The 19,388-nt window shown below is 39.6% G+C and carries 15 protein-coding genes; all 15 read left to right on the forward strand.

Annotation, left to right across the window (positions count from 1 at the left end; genetic code table 11):
• Nucleotides 1-27 precede the first annotated feature (27 nt).
• The gene (gene dxr / locus ACIQZG_RS03415; RefSeq protein WP_402753762.1) at nt 28-1,173 is read left to right on the forward strand and encodes a 1-deoxy-D-xylulose-5-phosphate reductoisomerase; all 1,146 of its coding nucleotides are present in this window, start codon (nt 28-30) and stop codon (nt 1,171-1,173) included.
• A gap of 46 nt (nt 1,174-1,219) precedes the next feature.
• A complete protein-coding gene (gene rseP, locus ACIQZG_RS03420) occupies nt 1,220-2,482 on the forward strand; it encodes an RIP metalloprotease RseP (protein WP_402753763.1) in 1,263 nt (420 codons plus the stop codon).
• 106 nt (nt 2,483-2,588) lie between these two features.
• Nucleotides 2,589-4,295 carry a proline--tRNA ligase gene (locus ACIQZG_RS03425; RefSeq protein ID WP_402753764.1) on the forward strand — a complete coding sequence of 569 codons (1,707 nt, stop codon included), beginning with the start codon at nt 2,589-2,591 and terminating at the stop codon, nt 4,293-4,295.
• A 90-nt stretch (nt 4,296-4,385) separates the two neighbouring features.
• A complete protein-coding gene (locus ACIQZG_RS03430; protein WP_402753765.1) occupies nt 4,386-8,717 on the forward strand; it encodes a PolC-type DNA polymerase III in 4,332 nt (1,443 codons plus the stop codon).
• Nucleotides 8,718-8,982: 265 nt separating this feature from the next.
• A complete protein-coding gene (rimP, locus tag ACIQZG_RS03435) occupies nt 8,983-9,459 on the forward strand; it encodes a ribosome maturation factor RimP (protein ID WP_402753766.1) in 477 nt (158 codons plus the stop codon).
• 24 nt (nt 9,460-9,483) lie between these two features.
• Nucleotides 9,484-10,623: a transcription termination factor NusA gene (gene nusA / locus ACIQZG_RS03440; protein ID WP_402753767.1), complete on the forward strand. Its 1,140-nt coding sequence runs from the start codon at nt 9,484-9,486 to the stop codon at nt 10,621-10,623.
• A gap of 202 nt (nt 10,624-10,825) precedes the next feature.
• On the forward strand, nt 10,826-11,104 hold the full coding sequence (rnpM, locus tag ACIQZG_RS03445) for an RNase P modulator RnpM (RefSeq protein ID WP_053584302.1): 279 nt from the start codon (nt 10,826-10,828) through the stop codon (nt 11,102-11,104).
• A complete protein-coding gene (locus ACIQZG_RS03450) occupies nt 11,101-11,409 on the forward strand; it encodes a YlxQ family RNA-binding protein (protein WP_402753768.1) in 309 nt (102 codons plus the stop codon). The genes rnpM and ACIQZG_RS03450 overlap by 4 nt, the downstream gene beginning before the upstream one ends.
• A gap of 14 nt (nt 11,410-11,423) precedes the next feature.
• Nucleotides 11,424-13,703: a translation initiation factor IF-2 gene (gene infB / locus ACIQZG_RS03455; protein ID WP_402753769.1), complete on the forward strand. Its 2,280-nt coding sequence runs from the start codon at nt 11,424-11,426 to the stop codon at nt 13,701-13,703.
• A complete protein-coding gene (locus ACIQZG_RS03460; protein ID WP_402753770.1) occupies nt 13,703-13,981 on the forward strand; it encodes a DUF503 domain-containing protein in 279 nt (92 codons plus the stop codon). Before infB ends, ACIQZG_RS03460 begins: the two co-directional genes overlap by 1 nt.
• Nucleotides 13,982-14,084: 103 nt before the next feature.
• On the forward strand, nt 14,085-14,426 hold the full coding sequence (rbfA, locus tag ACIQZG_RS03465) for a 30S ribosome-binding factor RbfA (protein ID WP_205441992.1): 342 nt from the start codon (nt 14,085-14,087) through the stop codon (nt 14,424-14,426).
• A gap of 273 nt (nt 14,427-14,699) precedes the next feature.
• On the forward strand, nt 14,700-15,611 hold the full coding sequence (gene truB / locus ACIQZG_RS03470) for a tRNA pseudouridine(55) synthase TruB (RefSeq protein ID WP_402753771.1): 912 nt from the start codon (nt 14,700-14,702) through the stop codon (nt 15,609-15,611).
• A 14-nt stretch (nt 15,612-15,625) separates the two neighbouring features.
• Nucleotides 15,626-16,576, forward strand: coding sequence for a riboflavin biosynthesis protein RibF (ribF, locus tag ACIQZG_RS03475; protein ID WP_402753772.1), 951 nt, complete (start codon nt 15,626-15,628; stop codon nt 16,574-16,576).
• A gap of 176 nt (nt 16,577-16,752) precedes the next feature.
• Nucleotides 16,753-17,022, forward strand: a complete 270-nt coding sequence (rpsO, locus tag ACIQZG_RS03480; protein ID WP_402753773.1) for a 30S ribosomal protein S15 — start codon at nt 16,753-16,755, stop codon at nt 17,020-17,022.
• A 196-nt stretch (nt 17,023-17,218) separates the two neighbouring features.
• The gene (gene pnp, locus ACIQZG_RS03485) at nt 17,219-19,333 is read left to right on the forward strand and encodes a polyribonucleotide nucleotidyltransferase (protein WP_402753774.1); all 2,115 of its coding nucleotides are present in this window, start codon (nt 17,219-17,221) and stop codon (nt 19,331-19,333) included.
• The last annotated feature ends 55 nt before the right edge of the window (nt 19,334-19,388 follow it).

The raw sequence follows: 19,388 nt of genomic DNA on the forward strand, positions 1-19,388 counted from the left end.
TCTAGACATAAAAGGGGACAAATCGTTGTGAAAAAAATAAGTTTATTAGGAGCAACAGGCTCTATTGGATGGCAAACTTACGATATTTTAAAAGAGCAGTCAGAAGAGTTTCAGTTGGTTGCCTTTTCTTCTGGTAGAAATATTGAAAAAACACGTGAGATGATTGAGGCGCTGAAGCCGGAGCTTGTGTCTGTACAGTTTGAGGAAGATGCACGTGCCTTACAAAAGGATTATCCGAACATTCACTTCACTTTTGGCGCGAAAGGGCTTATAGAGGTCGCTACGCATCCAGATTCAACAGTACTCGTAAATGCTGTGCTTGGAAGTGTTGGCTTAGAATCGACACTTGCTGCGATTCGTATGGGCAAAACAATTGCTATTGCAAATAAAGAGACACTTGTTACTGCCGGTCATTTAGTAATGGCTGAGGCAAAAAAATATAATGCTCCAATTTTGCCGGTAGATAGTGAGCATTCAGCAATCTTCCAGTCAATGAATGGAGAGAATCCGAAAAATATTGAGCGATTAATCATTACAGCTTCAGGTGGTAGTTTCCGTGATAAAACACGTGATGAATTAAAAGCTGTAACTGTGGCAGATGCACTTAATCATCCAAACTGGTCAATGGGTGCGAAAATCACAATTGATTCGGCAACAATGATGAATAAGGGATTAGAAGTCATTGAAGCGCACGTATTATTTGATATGCCTTACGATAAAATTGATGTGCTTTTGCATAGAGAAAGTATTATTCACTCTCTAGTTGAGTATCATGATACTAGTGTTATTGCACAGCTTGGTACACCGGACATGCGCGTACCGATTCAATATGCACTTAGCTATCCAGATCGTATCCCACTACATAACGGTCAGCGTCTCAATTTAGCGCAAATTGGTCAGCTTCATTTTAAAGAAATGGACTTTGAGCGTTACCCCGCACTACGTTTAGCGTACGAGGCTGGACGTATGGGTGGTACAATTCTAACAGCGATGAATGCGGCAAATGAAGCGGCAGTTGCGGCATTTTTACAAGGGAAAATTACATTCCTTGAAATTGATGAAACAATTGAGCGTGTGATGCAGGCACATAACAATATTTTAGTGCCGGATTTAGAGACGATTTTACATGTAGATAGTGAGACAAGAAAAACAGTGTTGGACATGGTAAAATAACGTAAGAAACGCGTCATCAACTATTCGCTATTGAAGGTGGGGTATTATGCAAACAGCTATTGCATTTATTTTTATATTTGGCTCGCTTGTCTTCTTCCATGAGCTAGGCCACTTCCTGTTCGCCAAACGTGCAGGAATAATGGTACGAGAATTTGCCATTGGTATGGGACCGAAAATTTTCTCTATAACAAAAGGGGAAACACTCTATACGATACGTTTACTACCTATTGGTGGGTATGTACTTATGGCTGGACAAGATATGGAAAGCACGGAATTACAACCAGGCTATCGTGTCGGACTTATTATTAATGATGATAATCTGGTTAAAAAAATTATTTTCAACCAAAATAATAGACAATTACCAGATCTTCTATTTTTAGAAGTGGAACGTGCTGATCTAGAGCGCGATTTGTTTATTGAAGGCTATGATGAAGAAGAACAACTCGTACGCTATAATGTGTCGAGAGACTGCGTGCTTGTAGAAAATGGTAGAGAAACAATCATTGCACCGTATGATCGTCAGTTTAATGCGAAGACTGTTGGTCAACGTGCGATGACAATTTTTGCAGGCCCCTTATTTAACTTTATTCTAGCATTTTTCATCTATTTACTTATCGGGTTATTAAATGGTGTTCCTACGTATGAACCAATCATTACGGAAGTCGTTAAAAATGATCCAGCAGCACAAGCGGGTATGATTGCAGGGGATAAGGTGACTGCGATTGACGGACAAGTGGTTGAAAAGTGGCAGGAATTAGCTGGAATTGTACAAGAAAGCGCTGGCGAAACGATTAATGTAACCATTGAACGAAATGGACAAACAGAAAATTTAGCGATGCTGGTGAAAGAAGTAACAATAGAAGGCAAGCGATATGGGCAAATCGGTGTCAAATATGAAAGTCCACGTGAGTTTAATCCATTAAAGGCCGTTGTCAATGGTGCGCAGGAAACTTACAATATGACTATGCGTATTTTTGAATTACTTGGGATGCTGATTACGGGTAAGTTCACGATTGACGCACTTTCAGGACCTGTGGGTATTTATAAAGCGACAGAAACAGTTGCGCAGTATGGTATTTACAATTTAATGACATGGGCAGCGATGTTAAGTATTAACCTTGGAATCATGAACTTATTGCCACTACCAGCACTTGATGGTGGACGATTGTTGTTCTTTGGTTATGAAGCGGTAAGAGGCAGACCGATTGATCGCCAAAAAGAGGGGATGATCCATTTTGTTGGGATCGTGCTACTCATGATCTTAATGGTGGTTGTTACATGGAACGATATTCAACGATTTTTCTTCTAGTGTAAAATAGCTTTGGGCGTGTATGATTCCAATCATTGCGTTCAAAGCTAAATTTGATTATGCTAGAGTATGAACTTATATATATTGAAAAAAGGTGGAACACTTAATGAAGCAAAGTAAAACATTAATCCCGACGCTACGTGAAGTACCTGCTGATGCGGATGTTAAATCTCATAAGCAATTACTACGTGCTGGATTTATCCGTCAAAATGCCAGCGGAATTTATTCATATTTACCTTTAGCTAAACGTGTATTAACAAAAATTGAGACAATTATTCGTGAAGAGATGGAAGCTATTAATTCTATCGAATTACTAATGCCTGCCCTGCAATCGGCAGAGCTATGGCAGGAATCTGGTCGTTGGGAAAAATACGGTCAAGAGCTTATGCGCTTGAAAGACCGTAATAATCGCGACTTCGCATTAGGTCCAACACATGAAGAAGTAATTACAACATTAGTACGCGATGAAATTAAATCTTACAAAAAGTTACCGTTAACGCTTTACCAAATTCAAACAAAGTTCCGTGATGAAAAACGTCCACGTTTCGGTTTATTACGTGGCCGTGAATTTATTATGAAAGATGCCTATTCATTCCATGCAACTCGCGAAAGCTTAGACGAAACTTATGATGATATGTACCGTGCATATTCAAATATTTTCTCTCGTCTTGGCTTAAACTATCGTGCAGTTATCGCAGACGCTGGTTCGATTGGTGGTAAAGGTACGCATGAATTCATGGTGCTTTCAGAAATTGGTGAAGATACAATTGCTTACTCAGATACATCAGATTATGCAGCAAATATTGAAATGGCTGAAGTAATCACTGAATACAAGGCACCTGATGCTCCATTAAAAGAGCTTGAAAAAGTAGCAACACCCGATCAAAAGACAATCGAAGAAGTATCTGCTTTCTTGAATGTGGATGCAGCGACTGTGATCAAATCATTAGTATTTGATGTAGATGGAGAGTTAGTCGTTGTACTTGCTCGTGGTGACCACGAAATTAATGATATTAAATTGAAAAATTCACTTGAAGCTGAGTCGGTAGAACTTGCAAGTGAAGCAGCAATACGCGACTTACTAGGTTGTGGTGTAGGTTCAATTGGACCGGTGAAATTACCAGTAGACGTGAAAGTTATTGCAGATAAAGCAATCAAATCAATTAGTAACGGGGTTGCTGGTGCAAACGAAGACGGCTATCACTTAGTAAACGTTAATCCAGAGCGTGACTTTGCTGTGAATGATTACTTAGATATTCGTTTCATTCAAGAGGGTGACCCTTCTCCGGATGGACAAGGTATCATCAAATTTGCAGAGGGTATTGAAGTTGGGCACATTTTCAAATTAGGCACAACTTATTCTTCAAAAATGAATGGTACGTTTTTAGATGAGCAAGGAAAAGCACAACCATTCATAATGGGTTGCTACGGTATTGGGGTTTCTCGTATTTTAGCAGCTGTTGCTGAACATTTCCAAGACGATAATGGATTTGTATGGCCAACACAATTAGCACCATACGATATTCATGTTGTGCCTGTTAATACGAAAGATGAAGCACAAGTGGGCTTAGCTGAAGAATTATATGGCTTATTAAAATCGTATCGCTATGATGTATTATTGGATGACCGAGTGGAACGTGCAGGGGTTAAATTTGCGGATGCAGATTTAATTGGTTTACCAGTACGTGTAACTGTTGGTAAAAAAGCATCTGAAGGCATCGTCGAAGTGAAAATTCGTCAAACTGGCGAAACTTTCGAATGGAAAAAAGAAGAGATTATTGATCACTTAAACGAATTTTTCCGTAAAAACTAATATTTCATGGAAGGAAGGTACACTTAGGGGTACTTTCCTTTCTTTTTCGATACTGGATTTTGAATTATATAGAAAGTAGGTGTCACCCCATTGGAACAGCAACAAGAAGCAAGGCTGCGATTTCAAATGCTCTTGCAACAGCTAGAGTTGACAGATGATGTGTATATGTCCTTTTTCGAAGGGGGCGAATTATCACGTTTAACAGTGCATAAAAAAAATAGACTATGGAATTTTTCCATTACACTCCGTGATATTTTACCTTTCTCGCTTTATCAATTATTCCGAACGCATTTATCGGAAAAATTTGCAGCCATCGCACAGGTTAATGTCACATTTGAAACGATTGAAAAAACAGTTACTGAAGAGCTTATTCAAGCGTACTGGTTAACCGTTGTCGAGCAGATTGATGATATGGCACCGACATTAAAAAGCGGTCTTATATCGCAAACGCCGACTTGGAATGGGCAGAAAATAACACTTTCTTGTATGCAAGAGATGGAGTTAATGATGCTTAAAACGAAGTATGCTGAAAAGCTTTCGGCAAGTTACGGGCAATTTGGGTTCCCTCCGATTGCGATGGATTTTATCCTACAAGAAGAGACAGATGAAATGCGTGCGGCACAAGAAGCATTTGTCGAGCAAAAACGTTTAGAGGAAATTGCACTTGCGCAGCAAGCAATGGAAGACTTCCAAAAGCGTGAGCAAGAGAAGAAAGAAAATCCCGCTGTTGCATCTCTTGGCGACCGCCCACTACAACTTGGTATGCACATTAAAGACGATGAAATTATGGAAATTAAGCGTATCGTAGAAGAAGAGCGTCGTGTGATTATCGAGGGCTTTGTATTCGATGCGGAGATTAAAGAGCTGAAAAGTGGTCGTTCTTTATTGCAAATAAAGATTACCGATTATACAGATTCAATCGTCGTAAAAATGTTCTCACGTGATAATGATGATGCTACACTCATGCAGCACTTGAAAAAGGGTATGTGGGTGAAGGTACGTGGCTCTGTCCAAACTGATACATTTATCCGCGATTTAATCGTAATGGCAAATGATATCAACGAAATTAAAAAAGAAACTCGCCAAGATTTAGCACCTGAAGGCGAAAAGCGTGTAGAACTGCATTTGCATACACCAATGAGTCAAATGGACGCTGTTACGCCAGTAGACCGCCTAGTAGCTCAAGCAGCGAAGTGGGGGCACCCGGCTGTTGCGATAACGGATCATGCTGTTGTGCAATCTTTCCCTGACGCGTATGCGGCCGGAAAAAAACATGGCATTAAAGTTATTTATGGTTTAGAGGCGTATTTAGTAAATGATGGTGTACCAATAGCTTATGCCTCTCAACATCGCTCCTTAGAAGATACGACATATGTAGTCTTTGACGTGGAAACAACAGGACTTTCAACTGCATACGATACGATAATTGAGCTGGCTGCTGTCAAAATTCAAGGTGGGCATGTCATCGATAAATATGAAAGTTTTGCAAATCCACATCATGCTCTATCCGCCACTACAATTGAATTAACAGGGATTACCGATGATATGGTGCGTAATGCACCGGAAGTGGAGCAAGTGATTAAGGAATTCCATGCATTTATTGGTGATTCGATCGTAGTTGCGCATAATGCATCATTTGATATGGGCTTCTTGTACACAGGTTATAGAAAGTTTGGCTTAGAAGGTGTCGTTCATCCAGTTATTGATACATTAGAGCTTGCACGATTACTTTACCCAACGATGAAAAACCACCGTTTAAATACGCTTTGTAAAAAATTCGGTATCGAATTAACGCAACATCACCGAGCTATTTATGATACAGAGGCGACGGGTTATTTGCTTCTTCATTTATTAAAAGAAGCGGATGAGATGGGCATCAAGTATCACGATGATTTTAATAAGCATATTGGCGGTGGCGATGCTTATAAAAAGGCTCGACCAATGCACTGTACAATTTTAGCAGTAAATAATGATGGCTTGAAAAACTTATTTAAAATTGTCACGCATGCACATACAAAGACATTTTACCGTGTGCCTCGTGTTACGCGTTCTACGTTAGAAATGTACCGTGAAGGGCTTATTATTGGATCTGGTTGTGATAAAGGTGAAGTATTTGAAACAATGATGCAAAAATCGCCTGAAGAAGCTGAAAAGGTAGCTGAATTTTATGATTATATTGAAGTTCATCCCAAACCAGTCTACGCACACTTAATTGAGCGCAATGTCGTGCGAGATGAATGGACGATTGAAGATATTATCCGTAAGCTTGTGAAACTTGGGAAGAAACTAGATAAACCTGTTGTTGCAACGGGAAATGTTCATTATCTAGACCCTACTGATGGGATGTTTAGGCAAATTTTAATCGGTTCACAAGGTGGCGCGAATATTTTAAATAAATCGAAGTTACCAGAGGTCCATTTTAGAACGACAGATGAAATGCTAGCAGAGTTCGATTTTTTAGGTCCAGATATTGCGAAGGAGATTGTTGTTACAAATACGCAAAAGGTTGCAGCGATGATTGGTGATGTGAAGCCGATTAAAGACGATTTATATACACCGAAAATCGAAGGCTCTGATGATGAAGTTACGAATTTAACATATGAAATGGCAGGCCATATTTATGGTGAGGAATTGCCGGAAATCGTTAAAGCACGGATCGAGAAGGAGTTAAAATCGATTTTAGGGCACGGATTTGGGGTTATTTATTTAATTTCGGCGAAACTCGTAAAAAAATCATTAGCAGACGGTTATTTGGTAGGTTCACGTGGTTCAGTAGGTTCTTCGCTTGTCGCAACCTTTATGGAAATTACGGAAGTAAATCCATTGCCGCCACATTATATATGCCCGAATTGTAAGCATTCCGAATTCTTTGATGACGGTTCGGTAAGTTCAGGCTTTGACTTGCCGAATAAGGACTGTACTGAGTGCGGCACACCGTATAAAAAAGATGGACAAGATATTCCGTTTGAAACATTCTTAGGTTTTAAAGGAGATAAAGTTCCCGATATCGATTTAAACTTCTCTGGTGAATATCAACCGCAGGCGCACAACTATACAAAGGTGTTGTTCGGAGAAGATTACGTATACCGTGCAGGAACAATAGGTACGGTTGCAGAAAAAACAGCATATGGTTATGTAAAAGGCTATGCAAATGACCATAATCTACATTTCCGAGGTGCTGAGGTAGACCGTTTAGTGCAGGGTTGTACAGGCGTTAAACGTACGTCAGGGCAACACCCAGGCGGGATTATCGTAGTGCCAGATTATATGGATATTTTTGACTTCTCACCTGTACAATTCCCTGCGGATGCACAGGATGCTGAGTGGCGTACAACACATTTTGATTTCCACTCTATTCACGATAATATTTTAAAACTTGATATTCTTGGCCACGATGATCCGACCGTGATTCGTATGCTACAGGATTTATCCGGTATTGATCCTAAAACGATACCTACGGATGATCCATTTGTAATGAAAATATTCAGCTCACCTGAATCACTTGGTGTGACAGAAAAGCAAATTGGCTGTAAAACAGGGACCCTTGGTATTCCTGAGTTCGGAACACGCTTTGTTCGCCAAATGTTAGAGGATACGAAGCCATCGACTTTCTCAGAACTTGTGCAAATCTCTGGCCTATCACACGGAACCGATGTATGGCTAGGTAATGCACAAGAGCTAATTCACAATGGTACATGTGTGTTAAAAGAAGTAATTGGCTGTCGTGATGATATTATGGTGTATTTAATTTATCAAGGGCTCGAACCTTCGCTGGCTTTCAAAATTATGGAGTCAGTGCGTAAAGGGAAAGGCTTATCGGATGAATTTGAAGCGGAAATGTTGGCAAATAAAGTACCAGCTTGGTATATCGATTCATGTAAAAAAATCAAATACATGTTCCCGAAAGCCCATGCTGCCGCTTACGTGTTAATGGCCGTACGTATTGCATGGTTTAAGGTGCATTTCCCAATTTTATATTACGCAGCTTATTTCACAGTGCGTGCCGACGATTTTGATTTAATCGCGATGACGCAAGGCTCACAAATGATTCGATCTAAAATCGACGAAATCAATATGAAAGGCTTGGAAGCATCGACGAAAGAGAAAAACTTATTGACTGTTATGGAATTGGCGCTTGAAATGTGTGAGCGTGGTATGAGCTTCCAAAAAGTTGATTTGTATCGCTCACAGGCGAGTGAATTTATTATTGATGGTAATTCATTAATTCCGCCATTTGATGCGATTCCTGGTCTTGGTACAAACGTAGCCAAAACAATTGTAGCTGCGCGTGCTGATGGTGAGTTTTTATCCAAAGAAGACTTACAGCAACGTGGTCGTGTATCAAAAACGTTAATTGAGTATATGGATCAGCTTGGCTGTTTAGAGGGAATGCCAGATGCGAATCAGTTATCGCTATTTTAAGTTTGATTTTTGTTAATTTATCAGTGGATGAACTTCATAAATTAGGAAGTTTGCAAATTTGCGCAAACTGTGCTATTCTTATGGTAATAATTTGTTGATAGTTTTCCAGCAAAAGAGTGGGGCATTCCCGCTCTTTTCTGTTGTTATACGTACCAAAACAAATTTTTTGAGACTAACAGCTGGTAAAACCGTCAAATTTCACCAAAATAACTGGTGGAATTTGTGTTTTATTATGCCAGAATTTGAAGAATGTCAGGAGGATACTATGAGCAAAGTACCATCTGTAATTGAAGAACTCGTTACACCAATCGTTGAAGAATTAAACCTCGAATTAGTGAATGTCGAGTTTGTTAAAGAGGGACGTGACTGGTTTTTACGTGTTTATGTAGATACACCTGAGGGTGGAATTGACATTAGCCAATGCGCTCAAGTAAGTGAACGATTAAGTTTACTATTGGATGAAAAAGATCCAATTACACAAAACTATTATTTAGAAGTATCGTCACCGGGGGCAGAACGCCCATTAAAAAAAGATACAGACTTTGAAAAAGCAATCGGGAAATTTATTTATGTGAAAACATATGAGCCCATTAAGGACATGAAAGAATTCCTAGGCTACTTAACATCGTATGATGAACATACATTAGTAATGGAAGTGCGTATTAAAACGCGCAAAATTACTGTGACAATTGAACAAAAAGAAATCGCATTGGCTCGACTTGCCATTGATTTTTCAGCATAATGCATATTTAGGAGTGAAAATAAAATGAGTAGTGATTTGTTAGATGCGCTAACTGCGCTAGAAGAACAAAAGGGAATTTCAAGAGATGTGTTAATCGAAGCAATCGAAGCTGCTTTAGTAACAGCTTACAAGCGTAACTTTAACCAAGCTCAAAATGTTCGTGTAGACTTAAACTTAGACAAAGGCTCAATGCGTGTGTTCTCACGTAAAGATGTTGTTGAAGAAGTGGACGACGAACGTTTACAAATCTCTCTTGAAGATGCAAAGGCTATCAATCCAGCATACGAACTTGAAGACATTGTGGAACAAGAAGTAACACCACGTAACTTCGGGCGTATCGCTGCACAAACTGCAAAACAAGTCGTAACACAACGCGTACGTGAAGCTGAACGTGGTATAATTTATGAGCAGTATGTAGACCGTGAAGACGATATTGTAACAGGTGTTGTAGAACGTCTAGATGCACGTAATATTTATGTTGGACTTGGGAAAGTGGAAGCGGCATTACCACAAAATGAACAAATTCAAGGTGAGACATATAACCCACACGACCGTATTAAAGTATATATTACTAAAGTAGAGCGTACGACACGTGGTCCACAAGTGATCGTGTCTCGTACACATCCAGGCTTACTTCGTCGTCTATTTGAAATGGAAGTACCTGAAATATACGAAGGCATCGTAGAGATTAAATCGATTGCTCGTGAGGCAGGAGATCGCTCTAAAATCTCTGTATTCGCACATAACGAGGAAATTGATCCAGTCGGTTCATGTGTAGGTGCAAAAGGTGCACGTGTGCAAACAATCGTCAACGAATTAAATGGCGAAAAAATCGACATTGTTGAGTGGTCAGAAGATCCAGTCGTATTTGTAGCGAATGCGCTTAGCCCTTCTAAGGTATTAGATGTGCAAGTAAATGAAGAAGAAAAATCAACAACTGTTGTCGTACCAGACTATCAATTATCATTAGCAATTGGTAAACGCGGTCAAAATGCTCGCTTAGCGGCTAAACTTACTGGCTGGAAAATTGATATTAAAAGCGAAACAGATGCACGTGAGTTAGGTATTTATCCATCTGCTACAAGCACATTCGTATTAGCTGAAGATGAAGAGAGCGACTATGAAAATGTAGCGGTTGACTTATATCAAGACGACGAAGAATAAGAAAGAAAACCAATGCTAGTAGACGAAAAAAGTATAGGGTATTTTGATTTAGCTTTTCGTCTAGCTTTAAGTGCCAACCCTTCGAGCTCGATTCACCTCTTCAATCGGAGAAAAACGTCTCTCTAACTAAGAGGCTTTAGGGTTTGTTGGGTGGGAACTGGCGCTTTTAGTATTTGTTTTTCATAAGGGAAAGGTGATTCTTATGTCGATTAATAGAAAAGTACCTCTTCGAAAATGTGTAGCAACTGGAGATATGCTACCGAAAAAAGAAATGATTCGTGTTGTTCGTTCGAAAGAGGGCGAAGTAAGCGTCGATGTTACAGGGAAAAAGCCTGGACGTGGCGCATATGTTTCAAAGTCAGAACAAGCGGTTGACATCGCACGTAAGAAAAATGTTTTAGGGTATCAACTTGATGTGAAAATTCCTGATGAAATTTATGAAGAATTATTGACATTGATTCGTAGGGAGTCAATTTTATGACGAATCAAGCAGTTTTTAATTTGCTTGGCATTGCGGCGAGAGCACGTAAAGTCACTTCAGGAGAAGAGTTAGTAGTGAGAGAAGTCAGAAACGGTAATGCTAAACTAGTACTGCTCGCAAATGATGCTTCTAAAAACTCTAGCAAAAAAATTCAAGATAAATGCACGTATTACAACGTTGAGTATCATGTGATTGGCGATCGTTATGATTTAGGACATGCTACAGGTAAAGAGGCCCGTGTGGCTTTAGCTATTACCGACCAAGGTTTTGCAAGCAAATTGTCTAGTCTACTCAACGAAAAATAATCGGGGGTGAGCAGATGACCAAAATTAGAGTTCATGAATATGCGAAACAAGTGAATAAATCGAGTAAAGAGGTTATTGAAGCACTAAGTAAAATAAATGTGAGTGTAACGAATCACATGTCGACGCTAGAAAACGACACTGTGACGAAGTTAAACCAAACATTTAAGAAACCTGCAGAAAAGCAAGAAGCTAAACAATCTACTCAAAGAGTTTCACAACAAGCTAATAAAGGGCAACAAAAACCACAGCAATCGGTGAAAAAACAAGAAGGTACTAAGCAACAACCTAATTCGTTTAAACCTCGTGCTAACAATCAACAACAAACGCAACAAAACTCAAATTCGTCTAACGAAAAATCTAAGAATGCAAAAGGTAATCAAAATAGAAATATGACACAAAATAATAATAATAACAATAATAATAACCGTAGAGGCGGCGGTTTCAATCAACGTCCAAAACCAGGAATTCATGGCGGTAAACGTCGTCATCCTAAAACACACCAACCTACATTACCAGTGAAACAAAAAGAATTACCAGAAAAAATTACTTTTGTTGAATCACTGTCTGTAGCAGAATTAGCAAAAAAATTATACCGTGAGCCATCTGAAATCATCAAAAAGTTATTCATGTTAGGTGTAATGGCTACAATTAACCAAGAGCTAGATAAGGATGCAATTGAGTTAATTTGTGCAGAATACGGTGTAGAAGTGGAAGAAGAAATTCGTGTGGATATTACGGATTTAGAAACGCACTTCGAACAAATTGAAGAAGTAAACGAAGCAGAATTATCAGAGCGTCCACCTGTAGTGACAATCATGGGGCACGTTGACCATGGTAAAACAACTTTACTTGACTCTATCCGTCATACAAAAGTTACGGCTGGTGAGGCAGGCGGTATCACACAACATATCGGTGCTTACCAAGTAACAGAAGGCGACAAAAAAATTACGTTCCTAGATACTCCTGGACACGCAGCATTTACAACAATGCGTGCACGTGGTGCAAAAGTAACGGACTTAACAATTCTAGTGGTAGCAGCTGATGATGGTGTAATGCCACAAACAGTTGAAGCGATTAACCATGCTAAAGCTGCAGAAGTACCAATTATCGTAGCAGTAAACAAAATGGATAAACCTTCAGCAAACCCTGACCGCGTTATGCAAGAATTAACAGAACATGGTCTTGTACCTGAAGCTTGGGGTGGCGAAACAATTTTCGTACCAATCTCAGCATTAAAAGGCGAAGGTATCGATACATTACTAGAAATGGTATTACTTGTAGCAGAGGTTGGAGAGCTTAAAGCAAATCCAAACCGTTTAGCACTTGGTACAGTAATCGAAGCACAGCTTGATAAAGGTCGCGGTTCAGTTGCAACACTTTTAGTACAAGATGGTACGTTGAAAGTCGGAGATCCTATCGTAGTCGGACATGCATTTGGTCGTGTACGTGCCTTAGTTAATGACAAAGGCCGTCGTGTTAAAGAAGCAGGTCCATCGACACCAGTTGAAATCACAGGTTTAAATGAAGTGCCACAAGCTGGTGACCGCTTCGTAGTATTCGAAGATGAGAAAACAGCTCGCCAAGTTGGTGAATCACGTGCGATGACAGCGATTCAAGCACAACGTTCTGAAAAACAACGTGTAACGCTTGATAACTTATTCGAACAAATGAGTCAAGGCGAAATGAAAGAATTAAACTTAATTGTCAAAGCTGACGTACAAGGTACGGTTGAAGCAATGGCTGCATCACTAATGAAAATCGACGTAGAGGGCGTAAACGTGAAGATTATTCACACAGGTGCTGGTGCAATTACAGAATCTGATATCTCACTTGCAGCTGCTTCGAATGCGATTGTTATCGGCTTTAACGTACGTCCAGATACAAATGCAAAACGTGCAGCTGAAGAAGAAGGCGTAGACATCCGTTTACACCGTGTCATTTATAAAGTAATCGAAGAAATCGAACAAGCGATGAAAGGGATGCTTGATCCAGAATTTGCAGAAAAAATTATTGGTCAAGCTGAAGTTCGTCAAACAATTAAAGTATCAAAAGTTGGTACAATTGCTGGTTCGTATGTAACAGAAGGTAAAGTAACACGCGATTCTGGCGTACGTGTCATCCGTGACAACGTCGTTATTTTCGAAGGTGAACTTGATACATTAAAACGCTTCAAAGACGAAGTGAAAGAAGTTGCAAGAGGATACGAATGTGGTATTACAATTACGAACTTTAATGATATTAAAGAGGGCGACATCATTGAAGCCTACATTATGGAAGAGATTAAACGTTCTTAATGATTGTATACGCAGAAGTTGAATTCATTATTCAAACTGCCCATTCGTTAAAGGAAAAACGCGCTGTACTGCAGCGAATGATTACCCGCACCAAGCAGAAATTTAATGTTTCGATTGCGGAAGTCGATCATCAAAATGTATGGCAACGTACGAAATTAGCGCTGGTGGCTGTTTCTTCTTCAAAAGAAGCAGCTGAGCGTGAAATCAATCATGCACTTCATTTTTTACAGTCGAATCCTGCATGGGAACAGCTTAATGTGTGGCGAGACTATTTATAGGTAGGAAAGGGTATTTGCGCTCGTCTTCGTGCGATAAATGCTTGTGGAATCCTGACAAGCGTGTAGCGCAAATATCTGGACAACGAAATTGAGGTGACTAACTATGTCTCTACGCTCAAACCGTGTTGCTGAGCAGATGAAAAAAGAGCTTGGCGATATTATTGGCCGTAAAATTAAAGACCCGCGTGTTGGTTTTGTAACTGTTACTGGTGTTGATGTAACAGGTGATTTACAACAAGCGACTATTTATATTACGTCTTTAGGTAATGAACGTGAACGTGAGGAAACATTAAAAGCTTTAGTAAAGGCTTCTGGTTTCATCCGTTCTGAAATCGGTTCACGTATCCGTTTACGTCGTACACCAGAGTTAATCTTTGAATTTGATTCATCGATTGAATATGGGAACCGAATCGATTCATTATTACGCGATTTACACAAAGAGTAAGAAAAGTGCTACAGCACCCGTCTATCCCTTTGTCGGCAAAACCGCCGCTTCCGTACGGCATTGCCGACATGACTCACATCGTGTGAGCCTCAAGCGTTAACCGCAAACACTCCACATCCTGTGGCGCTTGCGGCACTAACACATTCACCTGAGGGATTGAAACGACCTTGAGGAGATGGCGCTTTAGCCTAGACAAGAATAAGAAAAATGAAAAGTCTGCCACATGCATGTTCATGCAGGCAGACTTTTTTGTTATTAAAGAGGAGGAAAGACATGAACGGTATTTTACCACTTTGGAAAGAACGTGGCATGACAAGTCATGATTGTGTTTTTAAATTACGAAAAATTTTACGTACGAAAAAGGTGGGACATACAGGAACGCTTGATCCTGGTGTGGAAGGCGTGTTACCAATTTGTATCGGGCAAGCGACACGAATCGCTGAATACTTAACAGATTCAGGGAAGACGTATGAGGCAGTCATTTCTATCGGACGTACAACGACGACAGAAGATGCAGAAGGGGAAACAGTCGAAGAAAATACTACACGAAAGTCCTTCACTCGAACACAGCTACTTGAAGCTTTAGCGTCGTTAACAGGTGTGATTTCTCAAACACCACCAATGTTTTCAGCAGTCAAAGTAAATGGTAAACGCTTGTATGAATATGCACGAAAAGGTGAAACGGTGGAAAGGCCGACACGTCAAGTAACGATTCATTCACTTGAGCTATTAGATGATGCTGATTTATATGAAGGGCAAGAGATTACATTTCCTGTACGTATCGCATGTAGTAAAGGCACGTATATTCGTACGTTAGCCGTTCAAATTGGGGAAGCACTTGGCTACCCTGCACATATGGCAGAGCTTGTACGTACGGCGTCAGGTACATTTACGAAAGAGAACTGTTTTACATTAGCGCAAGTGGCGGAGCTTATGGAAGACGAGAACGTTGATGCCTGCATTTTACCGGTTGAATACGCGTTATCAGATTATCCGTATATCGAGATTGATAAGTCAAATGAAAAAGAAATTTTAAATGGACAAGTGCTTCCTAGCGATGCATTATTAAAGGTACATGATAAAATTGTATTTGGGATACAAGGGAAAGCATTTGCGGTTTATCAGGCTCATCCGACAAAGGAAGGGTTTATGAAGCCACATAAAATGTTCCCGACGATAGAGTAGGAGGAATTTTTGGTATGGAGGTTATTCATTTAAAATACCCACATCAATTACAGCAGCGAGATAGTATGCAGCCATACTCACTTGCACTTGGCTTTTTTGATGGTGTGCATTTAGGTCATCAGGCGGTAATTGCAGCTGCGAAGGAGGAGGGGAATAAGCGACAAATTCCAACGGCAGTCATGACGTTTGATCCGCACCCTTCATTAGTGCTAGGTGGACGCAATGAAAAAGTTTTTTACATTACGTTACTACAACAAAAACTGCAATTATTTGAAGAATTGGGTGTTGATAAGGTATTTGTCGTACATTTCACATCGGATTTTGCCAAGTTATCACCAAGTGACTTTATCGATACATTTATTCGCGCATTAAACATTCAGCATGTTACAGCGGGCTTTGACTTTTCATTTGGCGCGTTTGGAAAAGGGACAATGGAGGATATGCGAAAATTAAGCAATGGCGATTATGGTGTGACTGTTGTTGATAAAAAAGCCGATGATGTAGAAAAAATCAGCTCAACACGTATTCGCAAACTTCTACAAGAAGGCGATATGGAAGCAGCACGTATATTATTAGGCAGACCTTTTGAAATAACAGGCATGGTTGTACATGGGGATAAACGAGGTCGTACTATCGGTTTCCCAACAGCCAATGTACAAGCGCTAGAAGGGGTATTTATTCCTGCAAGTGGCGTGTATGCAGTGCGTCTAAACGTGCAAAACGAATGGTATGATGGTGTTTGTAATGTTGGTTATAAGCCGACATTTAAAGACCCAAATAACAAACAGTTATCCATCGAAGTACATATCTTAGACTTCGAAAAAAATATATATGGCGAAGAAGTAAAAGTGAGATGGTATCAACGTATTCGTAGTGAGCGTAAATTTGATGGTATTGAGGCTTTGAAGACGCAAATTGAGCTAGATAAAGAACAAGCAATCCAATATTTCAAGAACTTGAGTTAACTTTAGCCTGACGTAAAAAATGTTTTAGGTTGAGGTAAATTAGATTGCTTGCTTGACATATATTTTTATGGTAACATTCATAAGTGCATAAAGTGCTTAACCTTAGCTCGGTATATCGATGACTCCAACGTTTACTGTGCTAATGGGGATAAACAATTATTTAGGAGGTCAATAAAATGGCTATTACAAAACAACGTAAAAACGAATTAATCGCTGAGTTCCGCACTCACGAAAGTGACACTGGTTCTCCAGAAGTACAAATCGCAGTGTTAACAGCTGAAATCAATGCTTTAAACACACACTTACGTACTCACAAAAAAGATTTCCACTCTGAGCGTGGTCTTCTTAAAATGGTAGGTCGTCGTCGTCACTTACTTAAATATCTACGTGAAACTGACGTACAACGTTACCGTGAATTAATCACTCGTTTAGGCTTACGTCGCTAATTGACAAACAAAAAGCGGGATTATTCCCGCTTTTTCTTTATGCAAAAAAATGACTCCTAAATAAATTGGCAAGTATGAAAATCCAATGTATCATTAAATTAATGAAATATTTAGCATAGAACAAGCATTTTTGGTACACTTACTATTAATACATACAGATGAGTAAGTGTTTTTATAATAGAGAGGGGTTCATTGAATGAACGAAAAAAAGGTCTATTCATACGAATGGGCTGGCCGTCCACTAGTTATCGAAGTAGGACAGTTAGCAAAACAAGCAAACGGTGCAGCATTAGTACGCTATGGTGATACTTCAGTATTAGCAACAGCGACAATGTCAAAATCACCAAAACCATTAGATTTCTTCCCATTAACAGTAAACTACGAAGAACGTTTATATGCGGCGGGTAAAATTCCTGGTGGCTTTATCAAACGTGAAGGCCGTCCTTCTGAGAATGCGATTTTAACGAGCCGTTTAATTGACCGTCCAATTCGTCCAATGTTCCCAGATGGTTTCCGTAATGAAGTACAAGTTATATCTATGGTAATGTCAAATGATTCAGATTGTTCATCAGAAATGGCTGCAATGGTCGGTTCATCTTTAGCATTAGCTATTTCGGATATTCCGTTTGATGAACCAATTGCAGGTGTTCAGGTTGGCTATATCGATGGTGAGTTCGTAGTGAACCCAACTGTAGAACAGTCTCAACATTCAACTATTCAATTAACAGTAGCTGGGAATAAAGATGCAATCAACATGGTTGAAGCAGGCGCTTTAGAAGTTCCAGAAGAAACGATGCTTGAAGCAATTATGTTTGGTCATGAAGAAATTAAAAAGATTATCGCTTTCCAAGAGCAGATCGTAGCGGAAGTTGGTAAAGCGAAAAAAGAAATTACTTTATTCGAAATCGATGAAGCGATTCAAGCTGATATTAAAGCGGCATGTGAAACAGAAATGCATGATGCGATTCAAACAGTTGAAAAGCATGCACGTGAAGAAGCGATTCAAGCTGTAAAAGAACGTATTGTTGCTTCGTATGAAGAACAAGAAGCTGATGATGTAACGATGAAACAAGTACACACGATTTTAGATAAAATGGTGAAAGACGAAGTGCGTCGTCAAATTACAGAAGATAAAATTCGTCCTGATGGTCGTAAATTAGACGAAATTCGTGCACTTTCTTCTGAAACTGGTTTACTACAACGTACACACGGTTCGGCACTTTTCACACGTGGACAAACTCAAGCCCTTTCAATTTGTACACTGGGCGCATTAGGTGATGTACAAATTATTGACGGTTTAGGTATTGAAGAATCTAAACGTTTCATGCACCATTACAACTTCCCTCAATTCTCAGTAGGGGAAACTGGCCCAATTCGTGGACCAGGTCGTCGTGAAATTGGTCACGGTGCTTTAGGTGAGCGCGCATTATTAGCAGTTTTACCAGATGAAAATGCATTCCCTTACACAATCCGTTGTGTATCTGAAGTACTTGAGTCAAATGGTTCAACTTCTCAAGCGTCAATCTGTGCATCTACGCTAGCAATGATGGATGCAGGTGTTCCATTAAAAGCACCAGTTGCAGGTATCGCAATGGGTCTTATTAAAAAAGGCGAACATTACTCAATCTTAACAGATATCCAAGGTATGGAAGACCATCTTGGTGATATGGACTTTAAAGTGGCAGGTACAGCTAAAGGTGTAACAGCACTTCAAATGGACATTAAAATTGATGGTTTATCACGTAACATTTTAGAAGAAGCATTAACACAAGCGAAAATTGGTCGTATGCACATTCTAGAATCTATGCTAGCAACATTAGCACAGCCACGTGAGAAATTATCTACGTACGCACCAAAAATTGTTATTGTTAAAATTAATCCTGACAAAATCCGTGACGTTATCGGACCAGGTGGTAAACAAATTAACAAAATCATTGAAGAAACTGGCGTGAAAATTGATACAGAGCAAGATGGTACAATTTACATCTCTTCTGCAAATGAAGAAATGAACGCTCGTGCTAAACAAATCATCGAAGACATCGTACGTGAAGCAAAAGTTGGCGAGTATTACTTATCAACGGTTAAACGTATCGAGAAGTTCGGTGCATTCTGTGAAATCTTCCCTGGTAAAGATGGCTTATTACACATCTCAGAAATCCAAGAAGAGCGCACAAAACAAGTTGAAGACGTGCTAAAACTTGGCGATCAACTGTTAGTGAAAGTTATTGAAATCGACAAGCAAGGTCGTGTCAATATCTCTCGTAAGGTAGTCGTGAAAGAAGAAAAAGAACGCGCTGAGCAAGAAAAATAATTAAGTATAAACAAAAAGGCTGCGCTTTATACGCAGCCTTTTTTTATGGAAAGAG

It is taken from the genome of Lysinibacillus sp. NPDC096418 (assembly GCF_044762775.1).
In the GTDB taxonomy this organism is placed as follows: domain Bacteria; phylum Bacillota; class Bacilli; order Bacillales_A; family Planococcaceae; genus Lysinibacillus.